General features: G+C 55.9%; 19 protein-coding genes and 1 pseudogene. All 20 read left to right on the top strand.

Annotation, left to right across the window (positions count from 1 at the left end; genetic code table 11):
* The first annotated feature begins 177 nt into the window (after positions 1-177).
* The 20 genes and pseudogenes from AC1DWG_RS25945 to AC1DWG_RS25850 all read left to right on the top strand — a co-directional run bounded on the left by AC1DWG_RS25945 (position 178) and on the right by AC1DWG_RS25850 (position 20053).
* Positions 178-858: a DUF3313 domain-containing protein gene (locus tag AC1DWG_RS25945; RefSeq protein ID WP_477764240.1), complete on the top strand. Its 681-nt coding sequence runs from the start codon at positions 178-180 to the stop codon at positions 856-858.
* A gap of 167 nt (positions 859-1025) precedes the next feature.
* Positions 1026-1220, top strand: a pseudogene (locus AC1DWG_RS25940) (transposase); the annotation flags it as partial.
* A 609-nt stretch (positions 1221-1829) separates the two neighbouring features.
* A complete protein-coding gene (locus tag AC1DWG_RS25935) occupies positions 1830-2651 on the top strand; it encodes a winged helix-turn-helix domain-containing protein (protein WP_477764239.1) in 822 nt (273 codons plus the stop codon).
* Positions 2648-3130 carry a hypothetical protein gene (locus tag AC1DWG_RS25930; RefSeq protein WP_477788532.1) on the top strand — a complete coding sequence of 161 codons (483 nt, stop codon included), beginning with the start codon at positions 2648-2650 and terminating at the stop codon, positions 3128-3130. The genes AC1DWG_RS25935 and AC1DWG_RS25930 overlap by 4 nt, the downstream gene beginning before the upstream one ends.
* 184 nt (positions 3131-3314) lie before the next feature.
* Entirely contained in the window at positions 3315-3614 is a 300-nt protein-coding gene (locus AC1DWG_RS25925) for a hypothetical protein (RefSeq protein WP_477764237.1), read from the top strand.
* Positions 3615-3792: 178 nt separating this feature from the next.
* Positions 3793-4125 (top strand): hypothetical protein, encoded by a 333-nt coding sequence (locus AC1DWG_RS25920; protein ID WP_477764236.1) that lies wholly within the window; start codon positions 3793-3795, stop codon positions 4123-4125.
* Positions 4126-4252: 127 nt separating this feature from the next.
* On the top strand, positions 4253-5218 hold the full coding sequence (locus AC1DWG_RS25915) for an AraC family transcriptional regulator (RefSeq protein WP_477756225.1): 966 nt from the start codon (positions 4253-4255) through the stop codon (positions 5216-5218).
* A 235-nt stretch (positions 5219-5453) separates the two neighbouring features.
* Positions 5454-7049 carry an EAL domain-containing protein gene (locus AC1DWG_RS25910; protein WP_477788531.1) on the top strand — a complete coding sequence of 532 codons (1596 nt, stop codon included), beginning with the start codon at positions 5454-5456 and terminating at the stop codon, positions 7047-7049.
* A gap of 70 nt (positions 7050-7119) precedes the next feature.
* Positions 7120-7620 (top strand): outer membrane beta-barrel protein, encoded by a 501-nt coding sequence (locus tag AC1DWG_RS25905; RefSeq protein WP_477764233.1) that lies wholly within the window; start codon positions 7120-7122, stop codon positions 7618-7620.
* A 901-nt stretch (positions 7621-8521) separates the two neighbouring features.
* Positions 8522-9043, top strand: a complete 522-nt coding sequence (rfaH, locus tag AC1DWG_RS25900; protein ID WP_477764232.1) for a transcription/translation regulatory transformer protein RfaH — start codon at positions 8522-8524, stop codon at positions 9041-9043.
* 49 nt (positions 9044-9092) lie between these two features.
* On the top strand, positions 9093-10253 hold the full coding sequence (locus tag AC1DWG_RS25895; protein WP_477764231.1) for an outer membrane beta-barrel protein: 1161 nt from the start codon (positions 9093-9095) through the stop codon (positions 10251-10253).
* Positions 10254-10265: 12 nt separating this feature from the next.
* Entirely contained in the window at positions 10266-10799 is a 534-nt protein-coding gene (locus AC1DWG_RS25890) for a polysaccharide biosynthesis/export family protein (RefSeq protein ID WP_477756649.1), read from the top strand.
* Between the two features lie 2 nt (positions 10800-10801).
* Positions 10802-13117: a GumC family protein gene (locus AC1DWG_RS25885; RefSeq protein WP_477764229.1), complete on the top strand. Its 2316-nt coding sequence runs from the start codon at positions 10802-10804 to the stop codon at positions 13115-13117.
* A 124-nt stretch (positions 13118-13241) separates the two neighbouring features.
* Complete coding sequence (locus tag AC1DWG_RS25880) at positions 13242-14633, top strand: undecaprenyl-phosphate glucose phosphotransferase (RefSeq protein WP_477788530.1); 1392 nt, start codon at positions 13242-13244, stop codon at positions 14631-14633.
* Between the two features lie 47 nt (positions 14634-14680).
* Positions 14681-14890: a hypothetical protein gene (locus tag AC1DWG_RS25875; protein ID WP_477788529.1), complete on the top strand. Its 210-nt coding sequence runs from the start codon at positions 14681-14683 to the stop codon at positions 14888-14890.
* Positions 14887-15594, top strand: coding sequence for a WecB/TagA/CpsF family glycosyltransferase (locus AC1DWG_RS25870; protein ID WP_477788528.1), 708 nt, complete (start codon positions 14887-14889; stop codon positions 15592-15594). Before AC1DWG_RS25875 ends, AC1DWG_RS25870 begins: the two co-directional genes overlap by 4 nt.
* A gap of 10 nt (positions 15595-15604) precedes the next feature.
* Complete coding sequence (locus AC1DWG_RS25865; RefSeq protein WP_477760505.1) at positions 15605-16681, top strand: glycosyltransferase; 1077 nt, start codon at positions 15605-15607, stop codon at positions 16679-16681.
* Positions 16678-17790, top strand: a complete 1113-nt coding sequence (locus tag AC1DWG_RS25860; protein WP_477764227.1) for a glycosyltransferase — start codon at positions 16678-16680, stop codon at positions 17788-17790. Before AC1DWG_RS25865 ends, AC1DWG_RS25860 begins: the two co-directional genes overlap by 4 nt.
* Complete coding sequence (locus AC1DWG_RS25855) at positions 17787-19106, top strand: O-antigen ligase family protein (RefSeq protein WP_477764226.1); 1320 nt, start codon at positions 17787-17789, stop codon at positions 19104-19106. Before AC1DWG_RS25860 ends, AC1DWG_RS25855 begins: the two co-directional genes overlap by 4 nt.
* Positions 19100-20053, top strand: coding sequence for a glycosyltransferase family 2 protein (locus AC1DWG_RS25850; RefSeq protein ID WP_477755835.1), 954 nt, complete (start codon positions 19100-19102; stop codon positions 20051-20053). Before AC1DWG_RS25855 ends, AC1DWG_RS25850 begins: the two co-directional genes overlap by 7 nt.
* The last annotated feature ends 13 nt before the right edge of the window (positions 20054-20066 follow it).

Below are 20066 nucleotides of genomic sequence, written 5' to 3'. Positions count from 1 at the left end.
TGATTCGGATTATCCCGCTGCTACAGGCAGCATTCGGCCCGCATTGGACGGCGTGCAAGCACCTGCTTTGCGTAACCGACTGGCAAGTACCAATGCCTGAATACAAGGCACCCGGACCAATGCCCGGGGCCAGGTCGGAACCCGAATGACAACTTTCATCACTTGAGAACCAAATACATGGGCATGTCGAATAAATGGATTGCGGGTATAGCTTTGAGTTGTGTATTTCAGGTCGGCTGTGTCTCGAAAGTGGCGCAGCAAGAGCAATACTCGGGCTTCCTGGGCAATTACCAAGGCCTGGAGGAGCAAACTACGCCGAGTGAGCAGAAAGTATTGCGCTGGGTATCGCCAGGGTTCGATCCTCGCGCGTACTCCACTGTTGTGTTCAGACAGATGGAGCTGTATCCCGCGCCGCAGCCGACCGCGCGCGTCAGCCTGAAGACGCTGCAAGACCTGCAATTGATGGCCAGCAACAGCGTCAAGACCGCCTTTGCCCAGCGCTACACGATCGTCCCCTATGCGCAGTTGGTACCGACCGATTCGCGATCGCTGATCCTGCAGGCGGCGATCACTCACGTCAGTGCCAACAACGAAGGCATGCACTGGTATGAGGCTGTTCCAATCGGGGCCATTGTCGGGGCGACACAAGCAGCCACCGGGCATCGGGATCAGACTGCCGAGATGTACATCGAAGCCAACCTGATCGATGCCAAAACCGGTATGCCGGTCGCGAAGATCGTACGCAAGGTATTCGGCGAGACCATCAAGAATGCCGAACAGCCGATTGTTGCCAATGACTTCAAGGTTGCACTCAAAGGCATGACCGACGATATGCAGGCCCTCCTCCTCAAGCGTTGACGCTCAGGTAAACCCCATCGCAAGCAGGCCGGCATGGGGTTTCAATGTGATGCCCCGCCGTGTTTTCCCTCTGACAAACCGTTAGCCGTGCCGACGCCTGACGTGAGACTCAATGATGAAAATAATGGCCCATACCTTAGCGCTCGTTACGATGTTGCTGAGCACCAGCTCTGATCCAGTTCGCCAAACGACTAAAGGGTTACTGGCGGGGCATCGTGAGCCGGGTTCGCTGGCCGATGCACACCGGTCAGTTGGAAGGAATAAACAATCGAATAAAGGTCATCAAGCGGATGGCGTACGGTTACCGGGATAGCGAGTTCTTTTTCATGAAGATCAAGAGCGTCTTTCCCGGTAATCCGTGAAGAACCAAAAAAAGCCCCGGCCCCTTCATGAAAGGACTCGGGGCAAAGCCGTAGAACGAGAGGTGAGGATCGTTTACGCCGCGACAAACAAACCCTGTACGCGATGTGCGTCAACGCTCCTCGAGATCCATTTAAATCGATAAAACCCCTGGTTCAAAGCTAATAAGAATCAAAAATAATTTTTCACAAACCTGGCGCACAAAAAAACAATCATTGATTTGTATCCTGATAGTTCAGGCTGAAATAGAAGCCTGTCGCAACAGCGAGGTTAGTTCATTCAGGCGTGGCTCCACGCAAACCCACCCGCCCGAGCTTGCAGTTTTCGGATAGCGCAGATAATCCATTCCAAGCATTATTCACGGTGTCCAAATCGAAAACCATGGGTCATCCAGCAATGCTTTTTCTTTGTTTAACTGAACTGATACCTCTGACAGGCCGGGCTGCTTGCCGCACTGCACACCTATGAAACGAGCCAGTCCGGCATTGTAAATGTGACACACAGTGCACCTTCCGCCTGGCCCTCATCTTCGTTCACCTCCCGGACCAGAATGCACCGAGCCAAATCCGGCCCCTATACTCAGGCCAGTACCGCCTGAACGGAAGATTTCTATGAGCTACACCTTCAAGTTGAAAAATGGCGCCGTGGCGGTATTCGACCCGGACAGCGCCATGCTTTCCATTACAACACCCCATGGAGATGTACAAAACTCCACGCTAGGTAGAGCTGAGTCGCGCCTGTTGGACCTGCTGCTCATGGAGCCAGGTGTCACTAAAAGCCGCGATGAAATCATCGACTACACCTGGAATGACCGCGTGGTTGCCTCCGGCAGTTTGAACCAAACGGTTTTCTCACTACGCAATATTCTCAATGACAGTCGGGATCACGAGATCCTGATGACCGTTCCTCGACGCGGATACTGCTTCAACCGGCACTGTGTAGTCGATGCAGCAGCAGATGTACCAGCACCCTCAGAGCAAACAGCGCAGCCACCCGCCCCCATCCCTGGACAACTACCGCCACCTGGTAGTGATGGGCTGCTTGCACCCTCAGGTAAAACCAATAAATCCACTCGCATTACAAAGGCCCATCTGATCGCTTATATGGTTACGCTGGCAGTCGTTGCCTTTACTATTTTTAAATTCGACTTCGACGCGCCAAAAATTGAAATTTCCAGCGTCGACAAGAATGGACTGGTCATACACGCCGTGGGCAGCGATCTTGCCGAGGCTCAAGCCCTGATGAACTTGTCGGCCAAACAAACTGAACAATTACCGCCAAACCTGAAGGGTCAAGTCTGGATCAACCTGTATAAAGCCAATTATTCCGTTTCGTGCATTCGCCCGGATCTAAGCACTGCAAATCTACAATTGAACAGCAGCGAAAGAGACCTCGCCTTGATGATCCGTCAATGTTTGGAAGTCACCCTATGAAGTTTGAAATTCCGCAAGCCATTCACTGGCCGGTCATAGCCTTGATCAATGCACTCTGCATTTTTTCGCTTGCTTACTCCCCTTCGCACTACATGGAAAACACCAGTTATCAAACAAAAGCCCGACAATGGCTGGAAGATCTTGATCAACTGAACACCGAAGAGTACCTCACTATCGGACATGGCCGACTCACGGGGACCACGCTGGAAAGCCTGAATGGAAAAATCCGCAATGCGACCATTTCAGCGAATATAATCGACGAAAGCAAAACTCACGTCGAAATCAAAGTCAGCAACATAAAACTCAGCCAGGACAATGAACTTTTTGCCATTGAAAAGACCCCTGACCTGTTTTTCAGACGTCAATACGTCTTGCAAGAAGGCGCCATTCTAAATTACGAATTGATTCCGACGCCGGATAAAAACGCCGTGTGTTTTTACGTACATGAACTTGGTCGCTTGCGCTGCATGAACCATTAATCGGCCTCCCGAATCGACTCAACACCCGCCTGGCACAGCTTCACATCAAAGAACTTCTCAAACAAAAATAACACTTATTGATTTGAATCAAACGTCTCTCCCGCCAAAAATTCCTCGCCGATAATCCTTGGAGTCGAGCCTGCTTGATTCTCGTCCGGGACAATGCCCTATACAGGAGAATCAAGTGAAAGTCCTGCATTTCCTGCGAACCCATAATTCGACGACTTTCGGATTTCTGGCGGTTGTATTTTTGTCTGCCATGCCACTTTATTCGTTGGCTCACGACGAGCACTCCGTCGAAAGCACGACCATTGAATATTATGAAATTGAAACAAGCCCGGATGATCGCCAGAAACTATCGCATCTGAAAATCCAAAGTGAGAATGAGTATCACTCGGACGATCAGGACAGTGATTTTCCTCTCTCCACCCCACCACAAGGTGATACAGGCACGAGTTACGCCAGCTCGCTCATATTACTCTGACGTGTAGGGTGTAACCCGGTGCAAACGGTGTTTTGACCATTCTGACGACCTCATAAATATGAGTTATTGACTTTGGCAGACACCATCGAGGTGAGATTATTTTCAGGCCAGGTCGTGGCAGAGATGCAGCTGACATTCTGCTCTGCCTGAATAAACTGTTTATAAGGAAATCGCCTCGATGCTACTGAAAAACTTCGTCACCGTGTCGTTTGGCTTATTGCTTTCTCTCAAGGCCATGGCCGACGACAAGAGCGTCTACAGTGCCAAATTGACGAGTGTCGAAACCAACAAGAAGGTCCCAAGTGCAGTGAAAACCAGCTATCAGGTAAAAAACGGTTATCGTATTGACGACTTTTACACCTTTACAGCTGCAGCCATTGACCCGATGAAACCCCAATCGCAGATCTTCAGTTCGAAAATTGACCCGCGCAACGTTCAACACATGGATGATTCACCGTTGGACAGCAAGTACGCATTTTCGGCGGAGCTGGAACTGATCCGGGGACTCTGACAACCCGTTCAAAGCCAATGGCAATGGGGTCGAACTCACCGACAGCAAGGACGCCGAATTACGTATCCTCTCCATGACTGCCCGTCAGGCTTGACCCTAATCATTTAACAGATGAGCCTTCAATTTCATGAGTATCGCACCGCCCGACGAGATCTTTCATTTGTCTTCTGCCTTGCCGAGCCAACTGAACAGAACAATAGGCAAATGGGAAATGAGCCTTATTCCAACCGAGCAAGAGGCACGCATTCGGCAACATAAACTCTTTCACAGCCCGGAACTGCAGTGCAGTCGCCTTGAGTTCGACTCATCCGTGACGCTGGTCAGTTCTGTTCCTGCCGGATTCGTGACATTCGCCATCTCGCAGCCTCCGATTGGACGCCCCGTCGTAAACAATCACAAACTACGGCCTGACGAAATCATCGTACTGCACAGCGATGAATCGGTGCATTACACCTGCGAACCGAATGAAACACTTTTCAGCATAACCACAACACTGGAAAACTATGACCGGTGCCGCCAACATCACGCGGTCATGGATATACTTGCCAACAGAACACAACACAGCTTCCAGGCTGAAAACTATCAATTCATACAATCTGCCGTTCAAGCCATCAGCGCTTGCTGTGTCGACATCAACGACTCTGATTCTTCACAGCACAGCGAAGCACAGGGTTCAGCGATTGAAAGTGCGGTGCTTGCTTCTCTATTGCAGTCGTTGACACCCGCTGGTGGCTTCAGCCGTAAAGTCCCGACAAGAAGAAAGGTGGCGATAGAAGCTATAGAGTACATTCATGAAAACACAAAAAAAACGCTCACTATAAAATCGCTGGTAAGGCAACTTGATACCACCACTCGCACCCTGCATTTTGGCTTTATTGAAACGTTCGGGATGTCGCCAATCGCTTACATCAGAAACCTGAGACTCGCCAGTGCCCGCCGCGATCTGATCAATAAAACGTGGCCCACCGTGACAGAAACCGCGATGTACTGGAATTTCCACCATCTGGGTCGGTTTTCCAAGGCGTATCAGATTGCTTACGGAGAGACTCCGTCAGAAACGGCCAGGCGCAACTCAGCCAAGCCCTGCAAATGATGATTAATAATTTCCTTTGATTAACCATAGGGACCCACCATTGCCTATTTGCCCATTCAAGGAAATAAGCATGCATCATCGAATAAACACACTGCCACTCAAGCAGAAAATCATTCTGTGCATTACCGCCTATGCCAGCGGCATCTTATTGGCCTGGGTTATTGACGGGTACTGAAGACGTTCAATCCGTGACTACAGGGTGCACAGTGAAATAATGATACCTCGAGGTTTTTCGATGGTTGCCGCATATAAAGCGTTACTTGGAAGGCACGCAGTCACTGTATGTCTGATTGCTGCAGCGGGCTGGGCCGCATGGTTTTGTGCCGGGGGACTGGCTGAGCAATTCATTGAACGGAAGTTGAATAACGTTTACGCCGATCTGCGCGCTGCTCAAGTGGAGCCCAATGCGCAGATCGACAAAGCACTGGAAAACCTCGGCGATCTTGATCGTTCGGGTCAGGAATGCTCCGTCGATCAATATTCACAACTGGCTAACCTGGTCAAGAACCTGCGATTTGTCGATCAAGCGGCAATCCGTTTGCCCAACGGCAAGATCTGCTCCTCCTACGGACAAGAACTCCCTTCAGTACTGGCAGGCAATGAGAAGCGCAAGTTCTCAATTGGAAGACGCACTTATTGGGTAGGTTCCGGCCACACAGCTTCTGCGGACACCGACTTCATCATTGTGTCGGAACAGTCAACCTACGTCTGGGCAAACAAGAAGATCCTGCTCGACAATTTGAAGTTTCCAGAGGACCTGCAACTGGACCTCATCGGCCCCGGCGGCGCTGTGCCCATTGCTTCCACGGGCCCTCAGCCGCTGAAGATGCAGAAGCCGTTCCACCTGGACGAACTGGTTACCTCGCCAGACAAGGTCCTGATCGCCTTTGCGGGCAACCGAAATGAACTGATCGCCGTCATTTCTCTTCCGTTGAGTTACCTGACAAGTCTCAAATTCAAATTATTCATTGGCCTTGTGTGCGTGTTCGCAGCGCTGCTCTTGCTCGCAAGGTGTGCCCAACGGTATTACACCTCTATCGCCGTACGACTTCGCAATGCCATAAAAACCAACACGCTGGGTGTTCACTACCAGCCTATCGTTAACTTGACGACGGGCTATCTGGTGGGCGCCGAAGCACTTTCTCACTGGAGCGACAACGGCACCCACGTGCCTGCGGATGTTTTCATTCCAGTGGCGGAGAAGTCTGACTTGATCCGCAAACTGACGCGCTCGGTGATTCGACAAGTGGCGGAGGATTACAGCACCTGCCTTTGGGCGTGCAAGGACTTCTACATTTCGGTCAATCTATGCGCCCGGGATATTCAGGACCCGAGCTTCCCAGACTATGTGGCCAGCGTGCTGGCAACCTACAACATGCCTGTGTCCGCCATGGCCTTTGAAATCACCGAAAGGACCCTGCTCGATCAGAAGCCTGCCGCCCGGCAATTGCAACGGCTTCGTGCGTGTGGACATCGCATTGCCGTGGACGACTTCGGTATCGGCTATTCCAACCTCTCGCTTCTTGATTCGGTGCCTTTCGACATTCTGAAAATAGATCGCTCATTGATCGCAGACGACAAGATCGCTGCCGAGGATGCCTTGTGGCGACACATTGCCCGGTTGGCCAAGTCGCTGAGACTCAAGGTCGTGGCCGAAGGTGTCGAGACTCAGGAGCAACTGCCGCATCTGGTTTCGGAGGGGGTTCTATTGGCGCAAGGCTGGTTGTTCTGCAAAGCGCTGCCTGTTCAAGCGTTGGCAAGACGCTACTTTCAATGCCCGGCAAACATCCCGCCTTACGACGCAAAAATATCAATCAATGACTTCTATTAACCCCTCACGGCCCCTCAAATGCTCGCCGAACCCTAACACCTGACAAACCTGTACAAGGACTCCACCACACATGCGACTTCGAAACCTTGGCTTCGCTTCACTGCTATCGTTGTTGTCTTTTCAGGCGCTCGCTGATGACAAAGGTTTATATCTTGGAGCTGGCGTAAGCAGCATTCAGACCGACGAATCCAGACTGGACGACGACGACACCAGCTACAAGGTTTATGCCGGGTATCGCGTCAATAGTTACCTGGCCTTCGAGGGGGCCTACGTCGATCTCGGTCAATTCAAGGACAAGAATGTCGATTTCGAAGGCAAATCGGCTCAGGCTGCCGCCCATCTCGGCTTTCCGCTGGGCGATCGGATGCGGGTATTCGGCAGTGTCGGTGCTCACGCCTGGGACGCCGACGGCAATGCCACCGACGACGATACCGGGGTTGATCTGACCTACGGTGTCGGCCTGGAGGTCGATGTCTTTCGCAACATCGGCCTGCGTGCTGAATACGAAGTTCTGGAGGTCGGAGAGATCGACCTGAACCAGACGACCGCATCCGCCTATATTCTTTTTTAACACCACTACAACCGAGCGGCCTCCCCCGGTCGCTCATCGTGCTCTGTGCGACCCTCGTCCCTCGCCCTGCCTGCCCCCGCGATTACTTCGCACATTAAGTCCGACTGCTAACGTATTGAGAGTCTTGTAACTACAACGTGTAAAGAAACAGCGACACACTCAAATTCTGGCACATTTCAAATTGCCATCAAACAGCAACGCCCCTTGAATGAACGAAGCATTATTGGGCTCTGCGCATTCCAACCATAAGTTGTGCACCAAAAGCGCGCCAAATGTACGCGAAAATGGCATATAGCACGTGCAGAATAGAATGATTAACAAATACACCGGCACCACCTCAGCTCAATAGTGCACTAGCTCCGAGAGACTATCGCCATCACAGAAAGTTTAATTTTTCCGATAGAACACTATTTTTCAACAAAAACAATCTATTACGAGCAATACATCACACAAGTAGATAAAAGGTATGCCTTTTGACTTCTTATGTTTGACAGACCGCTTAGAGTGGCCGATAACTATATAACTCAGGCGGATATTCCAAGAGTGCAGCAGCATCTGATATCCTGGGCAACACGTGAAACACCGTTGTTTATCGGGCGCCAAGTGCGAACCGTGCGGTAGCTTTAACCCTGATAAAGTTGTAGCGCTTTCATTACATATACAAATATCCATATACACTGCCGAACTGCTTCACACTTGAAACACATATAAGATCATTTCTGAAACACATATAAGCTCATTCCTGAAACACCTGCAACTGCCAATAATAAACATGACGCTTCTGGGATCATTTTTTTAAGGTCTCGTTGGCCTACTACCTACTAGCGAGCACGACGGTGTCTCCCCCCGACTAATCAGGCCCGCCGTGCTTAAAAACAAGCTATGTACGGAGCTCTCCAGAATGCTGACCGATACCCCCAATGGCGCTCATTGGTATCTACTGCAATGCAAACCCCGACAGGACGAAAGGGCTCAGCTCAACCTGCAGCAACAAGACTACATCACGTATCGCCCTCTACACGTGAGCGAACGCCTGATTCGCGGCAAGCGGCACCGGGTGCTGGAGTCCCTGTTTCCAGGGTATCTCTTCGTCCAGCTGAGTTGCAGTGACCACTGGGCGCCCATACGCTCTACCCGCGGCGTGAGCCGTATCGTTGAATTCAACCATGTCCCCGCAGAAGTGGCCGACGAGGTCATCGAGCACTTGCGTTTGCGCAGTATTCAATCGCTGGATAAATTGCATGACTGCAAGGCAATCGAGCCCGGGGAAATGCTGCAAATCGTCCACGGCCCGCTGGCGCCGCTCGAAGGTGTGTTTATGTCAATGCTGGGGGCTGAACGGGTCATGCTCCTGCTACAGTTCTTGAACCGGCAGCAGCAAGTCTGCGTCCCGCTCAGTGATCTGGAGCGACAACGTTCGTAACGACACAAGCAAAAACAGCCGGGCTTATTCACTTCTAGGGAATAACGATATGCCCCTCAAGCCGCACCGCCCTTTTGCATTGCTCGTGGTCTCCCTGTATCCCGGCATTGCCTGGAGTATTGACCCGCAATCCATTGATATTTACGGATTCCAGTTCATTCCCACTTTCGGCTTGTCGGAAAGTTACGACGACAACATTCGAGAGGTCGAGCATAACGTCCAGTCCTCTATGGTGACCAGGATTGCACCTTCCTTCGAGCTCAAGGCTGAAGACCGCAACAGCGCCACCCGGCTTACCTGGCAACCGACCCGCAACATCTATCATTCGCAGTCCGATGCATCGAGCACCGGGCAGCGCCTGCGGGCCGACAGCATCATGGAGTTCACCGACCGCCACCGCCTGAAACTCGACGCCGAATACCATAAGTTCGAGCGAACGACTTCAACCGCGGTCGAAGGTATCAACGACAAACTCAACGACAAGCGCGTGGGGGGCGTCTACACCTACGGTGCCAAAACCGCCGACAACCAGATAGACATCGGCGCCAATTACGCGCAACGGCGCTACGACAATAGCGACGGCATAAATGACGACAAAGAACGCAACACCACCGGCCTCACCACGACCTGGTACCACCGGATCGGCAGCAATACCCGCGGCTTGATTGAATACGATCACACTCGCTTCGATTACCTGCAGTCCAACAGTCCGCGCAGTAGTAAATCCGATGCCGTACTGACCGGTGCCCAATGGGACTTTACCGCGCGCACCTCCGGCAAGGTTCGGGTCGGGTATGAGCGCAAGAACTTCGATGAAAGCACTTCCAGCGATCTGAGTAATCCGACCTGGCAAATTGACCTTCAATGGAAACCCCGCACCTATTCGACCTTCACCTTCCTGGCCCGCCAGGCACTGGCTGAAGGTGACGATGGTTCAGACGCCGTCAAGGCGACCTTCACCCAGATCGGCTGGCGCCATGGCTGGACCGAACGGATCACCACCGTCGCGCAGGCCGGTTATGGGCATTACGTCTACGAAGGTGAAAACCGCACCGACAAGCTTCAAGACTACAACCTTGCGGTGATCTACCAGATGCGTCGCTGGCTGGACATCGATCTGAGTTATCGATTGCGCGATAACAACTCCGATGCCGACAACGAAAGCTTCTTGCGCAATGTGTTTCAGCTCGGTTTCAACGTCAGCCTGTAAGAGGACATGTATATGAACCGGCGCCTGTTTGGTTTGTTGATATGGCTGTTGCTCGCTCCCGCTACCCAGGCAGCAGATCCCTCCACCGAATACAAACTGGCCGCTGGTGATGTGTTGCGCATCACCGTGTTCGGGGAGCCGGGATTGAGCATCAAGAAAGTCCGACTCAACGATGCCGGGACGTTTTCCTACCCGTTCCTGGGCGAAATCGTCGCCAAGGGGCTGACCCCGAACCAGGTCGAGAGAAAGATCGTCGACGGGCTCAAGCAAGGCTACCTGATCGACCCGAAAGTCAGCATCAGCCAAATCGAATACCGGCCCTTCTACATCAACGGCGAGGTGAAAAAGCCTGGCAGCTACGCCTTCGTGCCGGGCCTGACCCTGGAAAAAGCTATTGCCTTGGGTGGCGGCCTGACCGAACGCGCTTCGATGAAACGCGTGACCATCCTGCGTGGCGACGGCGGCCCGGCGCTTGAAGACAACATTTCCAAGACCACCGTAATTTCCCCCGGTGACACCATTTCCATTGCACAAGGCTTTTTCTAATCATGGACAATAGCCCTAGCACCTACGTCGAACGTCCGCTCCAGGCGCATCTGCGCCCGCAGCACAGCGAAGAGTCGGACACCCTTGATCTGCTCGAACTGTGGAGGGTCCTCTGGCTCGCCAAATGGAACATCGCCTGGTTTGTGGTGCTTTGTTGCGCCCTTGCGGTGGCGGCATTGTCCTTCATCACGCCACAGTACCTGGGCAGCACCACGATGTTGATCAAGGAAAAAACGCCGCCAGTGCTGACCTTCCAGCAAGTCTCCGACTCTGGCGCGTCGTCCACCGCAGACTATCTGCAGACCCAGCAGGCGCTCCTGCAATCTCGGGACCTGGCGGAACGGGTGGTGAGGAAACTCGGGCTCACCACCAACCCGATCACCGATCCGCGCCAGCATACGCAAACCTGGTTCAAACCTCGTCAATGGTTAAACGATCTCAATGCCGGCCAATGGCTGCCCTGGCTGGCTTTTTTGCCCCCGGAGAAACCCGCGCCCACTGAAGCGGACGTGTTCAATGAAGTCACGCAAAACCTCATGCTGCAGACCACCGTCAAGTTTGTCGGCAAGAGCCAACTGATCGAAATTGCCGTCGAGTTACCCGACCCTGATCTCGCGGCGGCAGCAGCCAACGCGCTGGCCCAGAGCTACATCGACAGCCAGCTCGACACCAGCCTGAAGTCCTCGCAAAACACCACCAGCTGGATGAACACCCGCCTGGTGGAGTTGCGCAACAACCTGCGCGCCGCCGAGGACAAGCTGCAAGGCTATCGGGAAGAGCAAGGGTTGGTGGATGTCGACGGCGTGGCAACGATCAGTGCCAACGAACTGCAAATGACCGGCAATCGCATGATCGACGCCCGGCGCAATCGGGCGGAAGCCGAAAGCCAGTACCGTCAGGCCCAGTCATTGACCAACGGCGACATGAGCCGGCTGTCCAGTGTACCGGCGGTGTTGAGCAACCCGTTGATCCAGCAATTTCAGGCGGAGGTGGCCAAGGCGCAAGCCAAGGTCGAGCAGCTGTCCGGACGCTATGGTTCGAAACACCCGGCGCTGATCTCCGCTCAATCGGAATTGCATACAGCGCAAACCAGCTTGCGCCTGCAAGTACAGCAAGTGGTGGCTGGCATCGAGCGCCAATATCAATTGGCGGTGGCCAGCGAAGGTGCCCTGCAGAAATCCTTCAACACCAACAAGGCGCAGATCCAGAACATTTCACGTAAAGAGTTCCAGCTGCGCGAGTACCAACGGGAAGTCGACAGCTCCCGTGCGCTGTACGAAACGTTCGTCACCCGCCTGAAGGAAACCGCCGCCACCTCCGACATGGACTCTGCCAAGGCCCGCGTCGTCGATCCGGCGATCACACCGATGGAACCCAGCAAGCCGCACAAAACCTTGATTGTGGCGATTGTCGCGGTGGTCGCATCGATCATCGGCGTCGCGCTGGCCTTCCTGTTCGATACTTTGAGCAATACCTTCAGGACTGAGGACCGCATCGAAAGCATTCTCAATGTGCCATTGCTCAGCGTGGTTCCGCTGGTCATGAAGAAAAGTCGCCGGCAACTGGCGCGTCTGTTCGAAGACAACGACAACCCGCGATTCTCCGAGACAATCCGCAATCTGCGGACCTGGCTGATGCTGCAGAGCACAGAAGAACCTTCGCAGGTGGTGCTGATTACCTCGACCGCACCGGGCGAGGGAAAAAGCACCATCGCCAATAACCTCGCCTCCTCGCTGGCACCACTGGAACGGGTGCTGTTGATCGATGCCGATTTGCGCCAGCCGACGTTGTCGTTGAACTTCGACTTTCCGCCGGACAGCCCGGGGTTCGCCGATGTGATCGCCGGCACCGCACTCCTTGAAGACTGCATCTGCACCGTGGGCAATCTCGACATGCTGCCGGCCGGGAGTGTCTCGCGGCCCTCGATGGACATGTTCAACACCCCTCGCCTGCCTTCGCCAAACAATCCGCTCGACTCGCTGCGCCAACCACCGGCGCAGGACCTGCTCAGTTCGCCGCGGGTGGCGCGCATGCTCGAAGTGCTCAAATTGCGCTACCGGCACATCATCATCGATTCACCACCCGCCGAGATGGTCAGTGATGCGCTGTTGCTGGCCCAGCATTGCAATGCGGTGATCTATGTGGTGAAAGCCGACAGCACACCGGTCGAGCAGGTGCAAAAAAGCCTGGCGATGCTGCAGCAGAGCCATGCGCCGGTGTTTGGGGTGGTGCTCAACCAGGTCGACCTGCGCAAGGCGCGCAAGTACGGCCACAACCACTTAAAATCCCTCTACGACTATGACTTCGCCCCCCGGTAACAACGTGCAGCGGCCTTAGCTGCATTACCTCACCACCAGCATTACCTCACTACCAGCGCGCGTATCAAAGCCGTGACGTTCACAAACGGCTTCGAATGACTACCCATGCCTGGAGATTGAGCCGATGACTTCGCTATATACCGCTCAAATGGCACATCGCCGTGGCGTGACCTTCTGGTGCCAATGGTTGAGTGCGATCACTCTGGTCAACCTGTTGCTGATACTGCTGGTACAGATGCGCATCGGCACCCTGACCCCCGAGTACCGCGTCCTGATCATTCTGACTGTCCTCGGTTCGGTGCCGATCTACAGCCTCATGCAGGTCTACCACAAGCGTCATGGCCTGTTGGTCGGGCTCAGTCGGTTGTTGGCCGGCTGGCTGATCCTGCTGGCGGTGCTGATCAGCATTGCCTTCCTCACCCAGACCAGCGCCCTGTTTTCGCGACAGGTGATCATCGTCTGGGCCTTCGCCGGGTTCCTCGTCCAGGCAGCCAGTTTCCTGCCCTTGCACTACTTTGCCCGGCTGTATTCGCGGATGATCTTCAACGAACGTCGCTCGGTGATCATTGGCACCTGTCCGACCGCCCATGAGCTGGCCAAGAAACTGAGCAGACCCAATCGCGCGCTACTGTTGGGGTTCATCGCCGCGAAAGACCATCATGGCCCTGCCCCCAGCATTCTGCCGCTGCTGGGTCACGTCGAAGACATACGGGAACTCATCACGCGCATGGAAGTGCGCCGGGTCTACATCGTGTTGCCGATGGCGGAGGCCGCGACCATCGAAGCGCTGTACATCGACTTGCTGGACATGAACGTCGACGTGGTCTGGATTCCCGATTTCGGCAGCATGGTGCTGCTCAACCACTCGATCTCGGAAATCGAGCGGATGCCCGCCATCTACCTCAACGAAAGCCTGATCAACTCCCACCCCGGCAGCCTGTTTTGCAAAGACCTGTTCGAGCGCAGCCTGTCCGCCGTGGCCCTGATGCTGCTCAGCCCGTTACTGCTGAGTGTGGCACTGGCGGTCAAGCTGACATCGCCGGGCCCGGTGTTGTTCAAGCAGAACCGCCACGGCTGCGACGGCCAGGTGTTCAAGGTGTGGAAGTTCCGTTCGATGCGCGTTCACGATGAGGGCGAGGTCCGCCAGGCCACCCGGGACGATGACCGCGTCACACCGTTGGGGCGCTTTCTGCGCCGCAGCTCCATCGATGAACTGCCGCAACTGTTCAACGTGCTGTTCGGGCAAATGGCCCTGGTCGGCCCGCGTCCGCATGCGGTCACCCACAACATCTATTACACCGGCAAAGTCCGCGCCTACATGGCCCGCCACCGCCTCAAGCCAGGCATCACGGGGCTGGCGCAGATCACCGGCCATCGGGGCGAAACCGAAACCCTGGAGAAGATGCAGCTGCGGGTTGCCCAGGACCTCAACTACATCAACCAGTGGTCGCTGTGGCTGGACATCAAGATTCTGCTCAAGACGCCCTTCACCTTGTTCTCGAAAAACATCTACTGACCTCGTGCCCGATCCTGGATCGGCCCCACGAAAACTGAGGTTTTCCCATGAATATGAGTGTATTTGGCATTGGCTATGCAGGGCTTGTAAAAGGCGCCGCGACGGCCGAGGTCGGTCACACCGTGATGTGCGTGGACGTCGACGCCGTTGACGGACGCAACCTGTACAACCCGCAGCGCCTGAGCAAACGCGGCTTCACCTATGTGTCGGTGGGCCGCCCGCCTCGACCGCTGGTGGCACCGGGAGACGGGCCATGATCCGGCTGGATTTGATCGGCCAGTATTCGCCGGCCCTGCTCGAGGCCAACAAAGCGTTTTCCTTTATCAACTTCGCGTCGATCGGCAGTTTTTTCCAGCACCCGCCTGATGCCATCGCCTACTTTTGCGACGGCATGCTGATGTCGAGTTTCATGTCGCAAGTCACCGGGCGATCCATCGCGCGGGTCAGTTTCGACTTCACCTCGATTGCCGGACCGGTGTTCAGCGACGCAGAACAACAGGGCAAGCGGGTGTACATCGTCGGCGCCACGCAATCCGAGCTGGAGCGGTTCATCCGCAAACTGCAGACACGCTACCCACGGCTGCCGATTGCCGGTTATCACCACGGTTACTTCGATGCGCCTCAGGCGGCGGCCATCCAGGCGGACATTCGCCTGGGTCGGGCCAACATCCTGATCGTGGGCCTGGGCGCCGGGTTGCAAGAGCGCTTCGTGCTAAGCGCACTGAATGCCGGCTTCACCGGTGTGGCGTTTACCTGCGGCGGTTTCATTCGTCAGGAAGCGATGACCAACGGTGTCTATTACCCCGAAGCAATCAATCGCCTGCACTTGCGGGCGTTCTATCGCATGTACCGCGAGCCGCACACGATCAGGCGTTACCTGGTCGACTACCCCGGCAACTTTCTGCAACTGGCGGCGATGATTCTGTCCCACAAAGTCGCGATCAACATCACTACGCCCTGAGCGCCGGAGAATGGCCGTGCACATTATGTTCACTCTCAAGGATTTCAAGCTCGGCGGTGGCATCGAGTGCGTCCAGCAACGCCTGGCCGGGCAGTTTCTCAAGGATGGGCAGCGTGTGAGCTTTTTCGTCATGAACGGCGAAACACCGGATGTAGCAGGGGCGCGAATCCTCGACGGCGGCGGTAACGGTCTCCTGGGCCTGATCAAGTCTATTGTGCTGCTGCGCCGGATCATTCGCCGTGAAAGCGTGACTCACCTGATCAGCGCCAAGGAACAAGCCAACCTGTGTACCTGGGTGGCCACCCTCGGCAGCCGTTGCCAGGTCATCTACACCCGGCACACGGCCCTGGATTGCACGGAACAGAAAACCGGTGTCCACAGCCTGCGCCTGCTCTATGCCCTGTACCTTTGCGGCAGCGGCAAGGTGGTGGCCGTGTCCCATGACCTGCAACAGACCATTGCCCGTCTGATGCCCTGGGGGCGTGAACGCATCCGCTATTGCCCCAACGCGGTGGTCACCGAACAACTGCACAACGCCTCCCGGGCGCCACTGCCCAACGGCTTGCCCCACGAATACTGGATCGGCGTGGGCCGGCTGGTCGAGGTCAAGGGCTTTCATTTGATGCTCCAGGCCTATGCCCTGGTGATCCACAACCCGGACGTACCCGACCTGGTGATTGCCGGTGACGGCCCGTTGCGCGAAGAACTGATCGCTCAGGCGCGGAAACTGGGCATTGCCAACCGGGTGCACTTTACCGGCCACGTGAACAACCCCTACCCGCTGATCCGCCATGCACGCCTGTTGATCCTCAGTTCTTTTTTTGAAGGCCAGCCCACCGTGTTGATCGAGGCACTGGCGCTCGGTACTCCCGTGCTCGCCAGCGACTGTCCCACCGGCCCTCGAGAGCTGCTCGACAACGGGCGCCTTGGCCAACTGGTGAGAGTCAACGATGTGCCCGACCTGGCGCAAGCGCTGCAGCAAAGCCTGTGTTTCAAGGCACACAGCGCAAGATCAATGGCCAAAACCGTGCGCCCCTACACCAGCGAGCACGCCGCACGGGCTTACTACGAGGTGTGGGATCGATGAAACGGTTGCTGATCATCCTGCACGACCTCAGCGCAGGCGGGACCGAAAAAATGATGGCACGCCTGGCCGGTGCGCTGGTTGACGCCGGCAATGACGTGACGTTGCTGATGCTCACCGGCGGCGGTGTCAACGTGGCGCTGGTCGATCCTCGGGTCAAACAGGTGGAATTGCACAGTGCCCGCAGTGCCAGCGCGGTGCCGGCGCTGGCCAGTTTTCTGCGCCAGAACCGCTTCGACGCACAACTGGCCGCCCTTACCCACGTCAACGTGGTGGCCATTGCCGCCGCTACGCTGTCGGGGACACTGGCACAATTGCATGTCAGCGAGCGCAATGCGTTTTCCCGGGATAAACACGTCAATCCTTCATTGCGTGTACGCCTGGCTTACTGGTTGGCGCCGTTGCTGTACCGGCTGATTCCCAACCCGGTGATCTGCGTCTCGCGCGGCGTGGCCGAGGACCTCGTCGAGACCACTGTCGCCCGCGCGCAGGACGTCACCATTGCCGACAATCCGGTACTGGATAATGACTTTCGCGACAAGCCACCGGGCAGTCCGACGCATCGCTGGCTTCAGGAAAAAACCACCCCGGTGATTGTCGCCGTGGGTCGCCTGGCACCGCAGAAGGGCTTTGACACCCTGGTCGAGGCGTTCGCCCGATTACCGTATCGCAACGCCCGGCTGATCATTTTCGGTGAGGGCGGGCTCAGGGCCGAGCTGCTTGAACTGGCCACCCGACTCGGCGTGGCGGACCGCTTCGATCTGCCGGGCTATGCCGATCGACCCATGGCACAAGTCGCCGCCGCCGATTGTTTTGTCCTGTCGTCACGCTTCGAGGGCAGCCCCAACGTCCTGGTCGAAGCGCTGTCGACCGGCACACCGGTGGTCTCGACTCGCTGCCATTACGGCCCGCAGGACATTCTCGAAGATGGCGTGGTGGCTCCGCTGGTGAACGTTGATGACCCCCAAGCACTGGCCCAGGCCATCGGTATTGAATTGACCCGGCCCAGGGACCGGCATCGCCAGGTCCGCATCGATGCCGCCGCCCGTTTCATGAGCGGCCGCGCCGTACAGACTTACCTCGCTGCACTGCTTGGGAGCCAGTCGTCATGAACAAACTGGAAATCAGGTATTCCACGCTGCGCGATGCCTTCACGCTGTTTGGCCTGTTGTTTTATTTCCAGGTGACGTCGTTCTTTCTCGGCCTGGGCAATGTGGCGACCCTGGACGGTGTCGGAAAAGACCTCGAAGGCAACGTGCTCAATCAGGTGTGCGGCCTGATCACCTTGCTGGTGCCGTTGTTCCTGTTCGTGCGCCACAAGGTGTTCCTGAGCAAGAGCTTTTACCGCGGCAACTTCTTTTTGCTGGTGTTCCTGGTCTGCGTGGCGGCATCGATCAGTTGGTCCGACGATCCGATACTGAGCTTCAAGCGTTATATCGCGATGATCAGTGTGGTGTGCTTCGCAGGGTTCATTGCCTATAACTACAGCATCGAAAGAATCGCCCTCATGCTCGGCTGCGTCATCGGTGCCGTGGCGTTGATGGGGCTGATCTTTGCCGTGATCAACCCCGATATCGCGTTCATTACCGGCGGTATTCGCGACGGCGCCTTCAAAGGGATCTTTGCCGAGAAAAACGCCGGCGCCCGGCTCAATGCCATCGGCATCCTGTTGCTGCTGCCGGCGATCAGGCAACGCAACCTGCTGGCCATCCTGTGTGCACTGTTCTCGCTGATTGCCATCGGGCTGGCCCAGTCCGCCACCGCCATTGCCCTGATCGTGGCTGGCGCGGCGAGCTACGGGTATTTCCTCACGCTGGTGCGGTTGCGTGTCAACCGTTCGATGATGGCGTTCTTCGGCGCCACACTGGTTTATGCCCTGATCTGCTTGTTTTTGTACGGCAATTACACGTTGATGCTGAACCTGCTCGGGCGGGACTCGTCACTCACCGACCGCACGCTGATCTGGGAACTGCTCACGCCGCTCATCGACGACAGGTTCCTGAAGGGCTACGGCTATGGCGCGTTCTGGACCAGCAACGATGCCGAGGTCTTTATCAAGCGCTGGGGCTACATCGGCAATGCCCACAGCGGCTACCTGGAAACCCTGCTCAACGGCGGCGTGATTCAACTCGCGGCGCTGATGCTGCTGTTTGCCGAAGCCTTGATCAAACAGTACCGGGCGATCACCTCCGCGCAGTCGGCTCAGGTGCGCGCCTGTGCCCTGGTGATCATCGGACTGTTCATCGTCTCCAACTACGTGGCGTACGTGATTCCCAACTACCGCAGCGCCGAGTTCCTGGTGTTCTGCACCCTGGCCCTTTCGTTTCGGCACCATCACGCGACTCGTCCGCACCTGTCACCGACAACAGGCCGGGCCTACTACCGTGGGCCGGCGAAGATGTATCCCAAGGAGAAAACCTCGTGCTAGAGCCAAGCCCCTCTTCGGTGCATTCAGTGTGCGTCGTGATCCCGATGTACAACGGTGCCGACAGTATCGAACAGACGCTGGGCTCGTTGACCGACCAGACTCGACTGCCCGATCACGTCATTGTCATCGACGATGGGTCGAGTGATGACGGACCGCAACGGGTCAAGGATTTCGCCGCGCCGTTTCGCCTGACGTTGTTGCATCAGGCCAATGAAGGCCCGGCCAGCGCCCGCAACCATGGCTTGCGGCACACGGAAGAAAGCCTGGTGGCGTTTCTCGATGCCGATGACCAATGGCATCCGCAAAAGCTCGAAAAGCAACTGGCGCTGTATGACGACCTGCTTCGTCAGGGACGGCCCGTGGGGCTGATTGATTGCAACGTGCTGATTGAATACAGCGACGGCACCCGGTTTGTGGAAGATCGCTACAAGAGCGGCATGCACTTCCATGATTTCATCCGCTGCAACATCGTCAATGGCGTCTCCACCGTGCTGATCCGCCGCGATGTGCTCACACAACTCGGCGGCTTCGAAGCCAGCCTGCGCTATTCCGAGGACCGCATGATGTGGGCCCGGATCGCCGAACACTGGGAAATCCACACGGTGCCGCAAACCCTGGCGCGGCGGACGGTCAACGGCGGCAACATCACCGCCCAACCGAAAAAGTACTTCTCGCACAAACTCAGGTTCATCGAGCTGTTCCTCGCCCGTTATGGTGCGCAGTTGAGCCAGCAACAACGGATCGATTTCGAGCTGGGCAACCTCGCGGATTTCCTCTGTGCCTTTTCCCGCTTCGGTGAACATGCCGAGGTGATCAACGTGTACCGGCGCATGCTGGCGTGTTCCTGGCAGGCACTGATTTTCGCCCGGGGTAAACCGACCTTGCGTTACCTCTATGCCCGCGCCAGAACCCTGGGCCGGACCGCCGAGTCAACCACCGCTCATTGAACCGGTGCCCGCC

This window comes from Pseudomonas sp. P4_B3 (assembly GCF_056402295.1).
The sequence above is the reverse complement of the archived record's forward strand: the minus strand, read 5'-3'. Positions and strand labels throughout refer to the sequence as shown.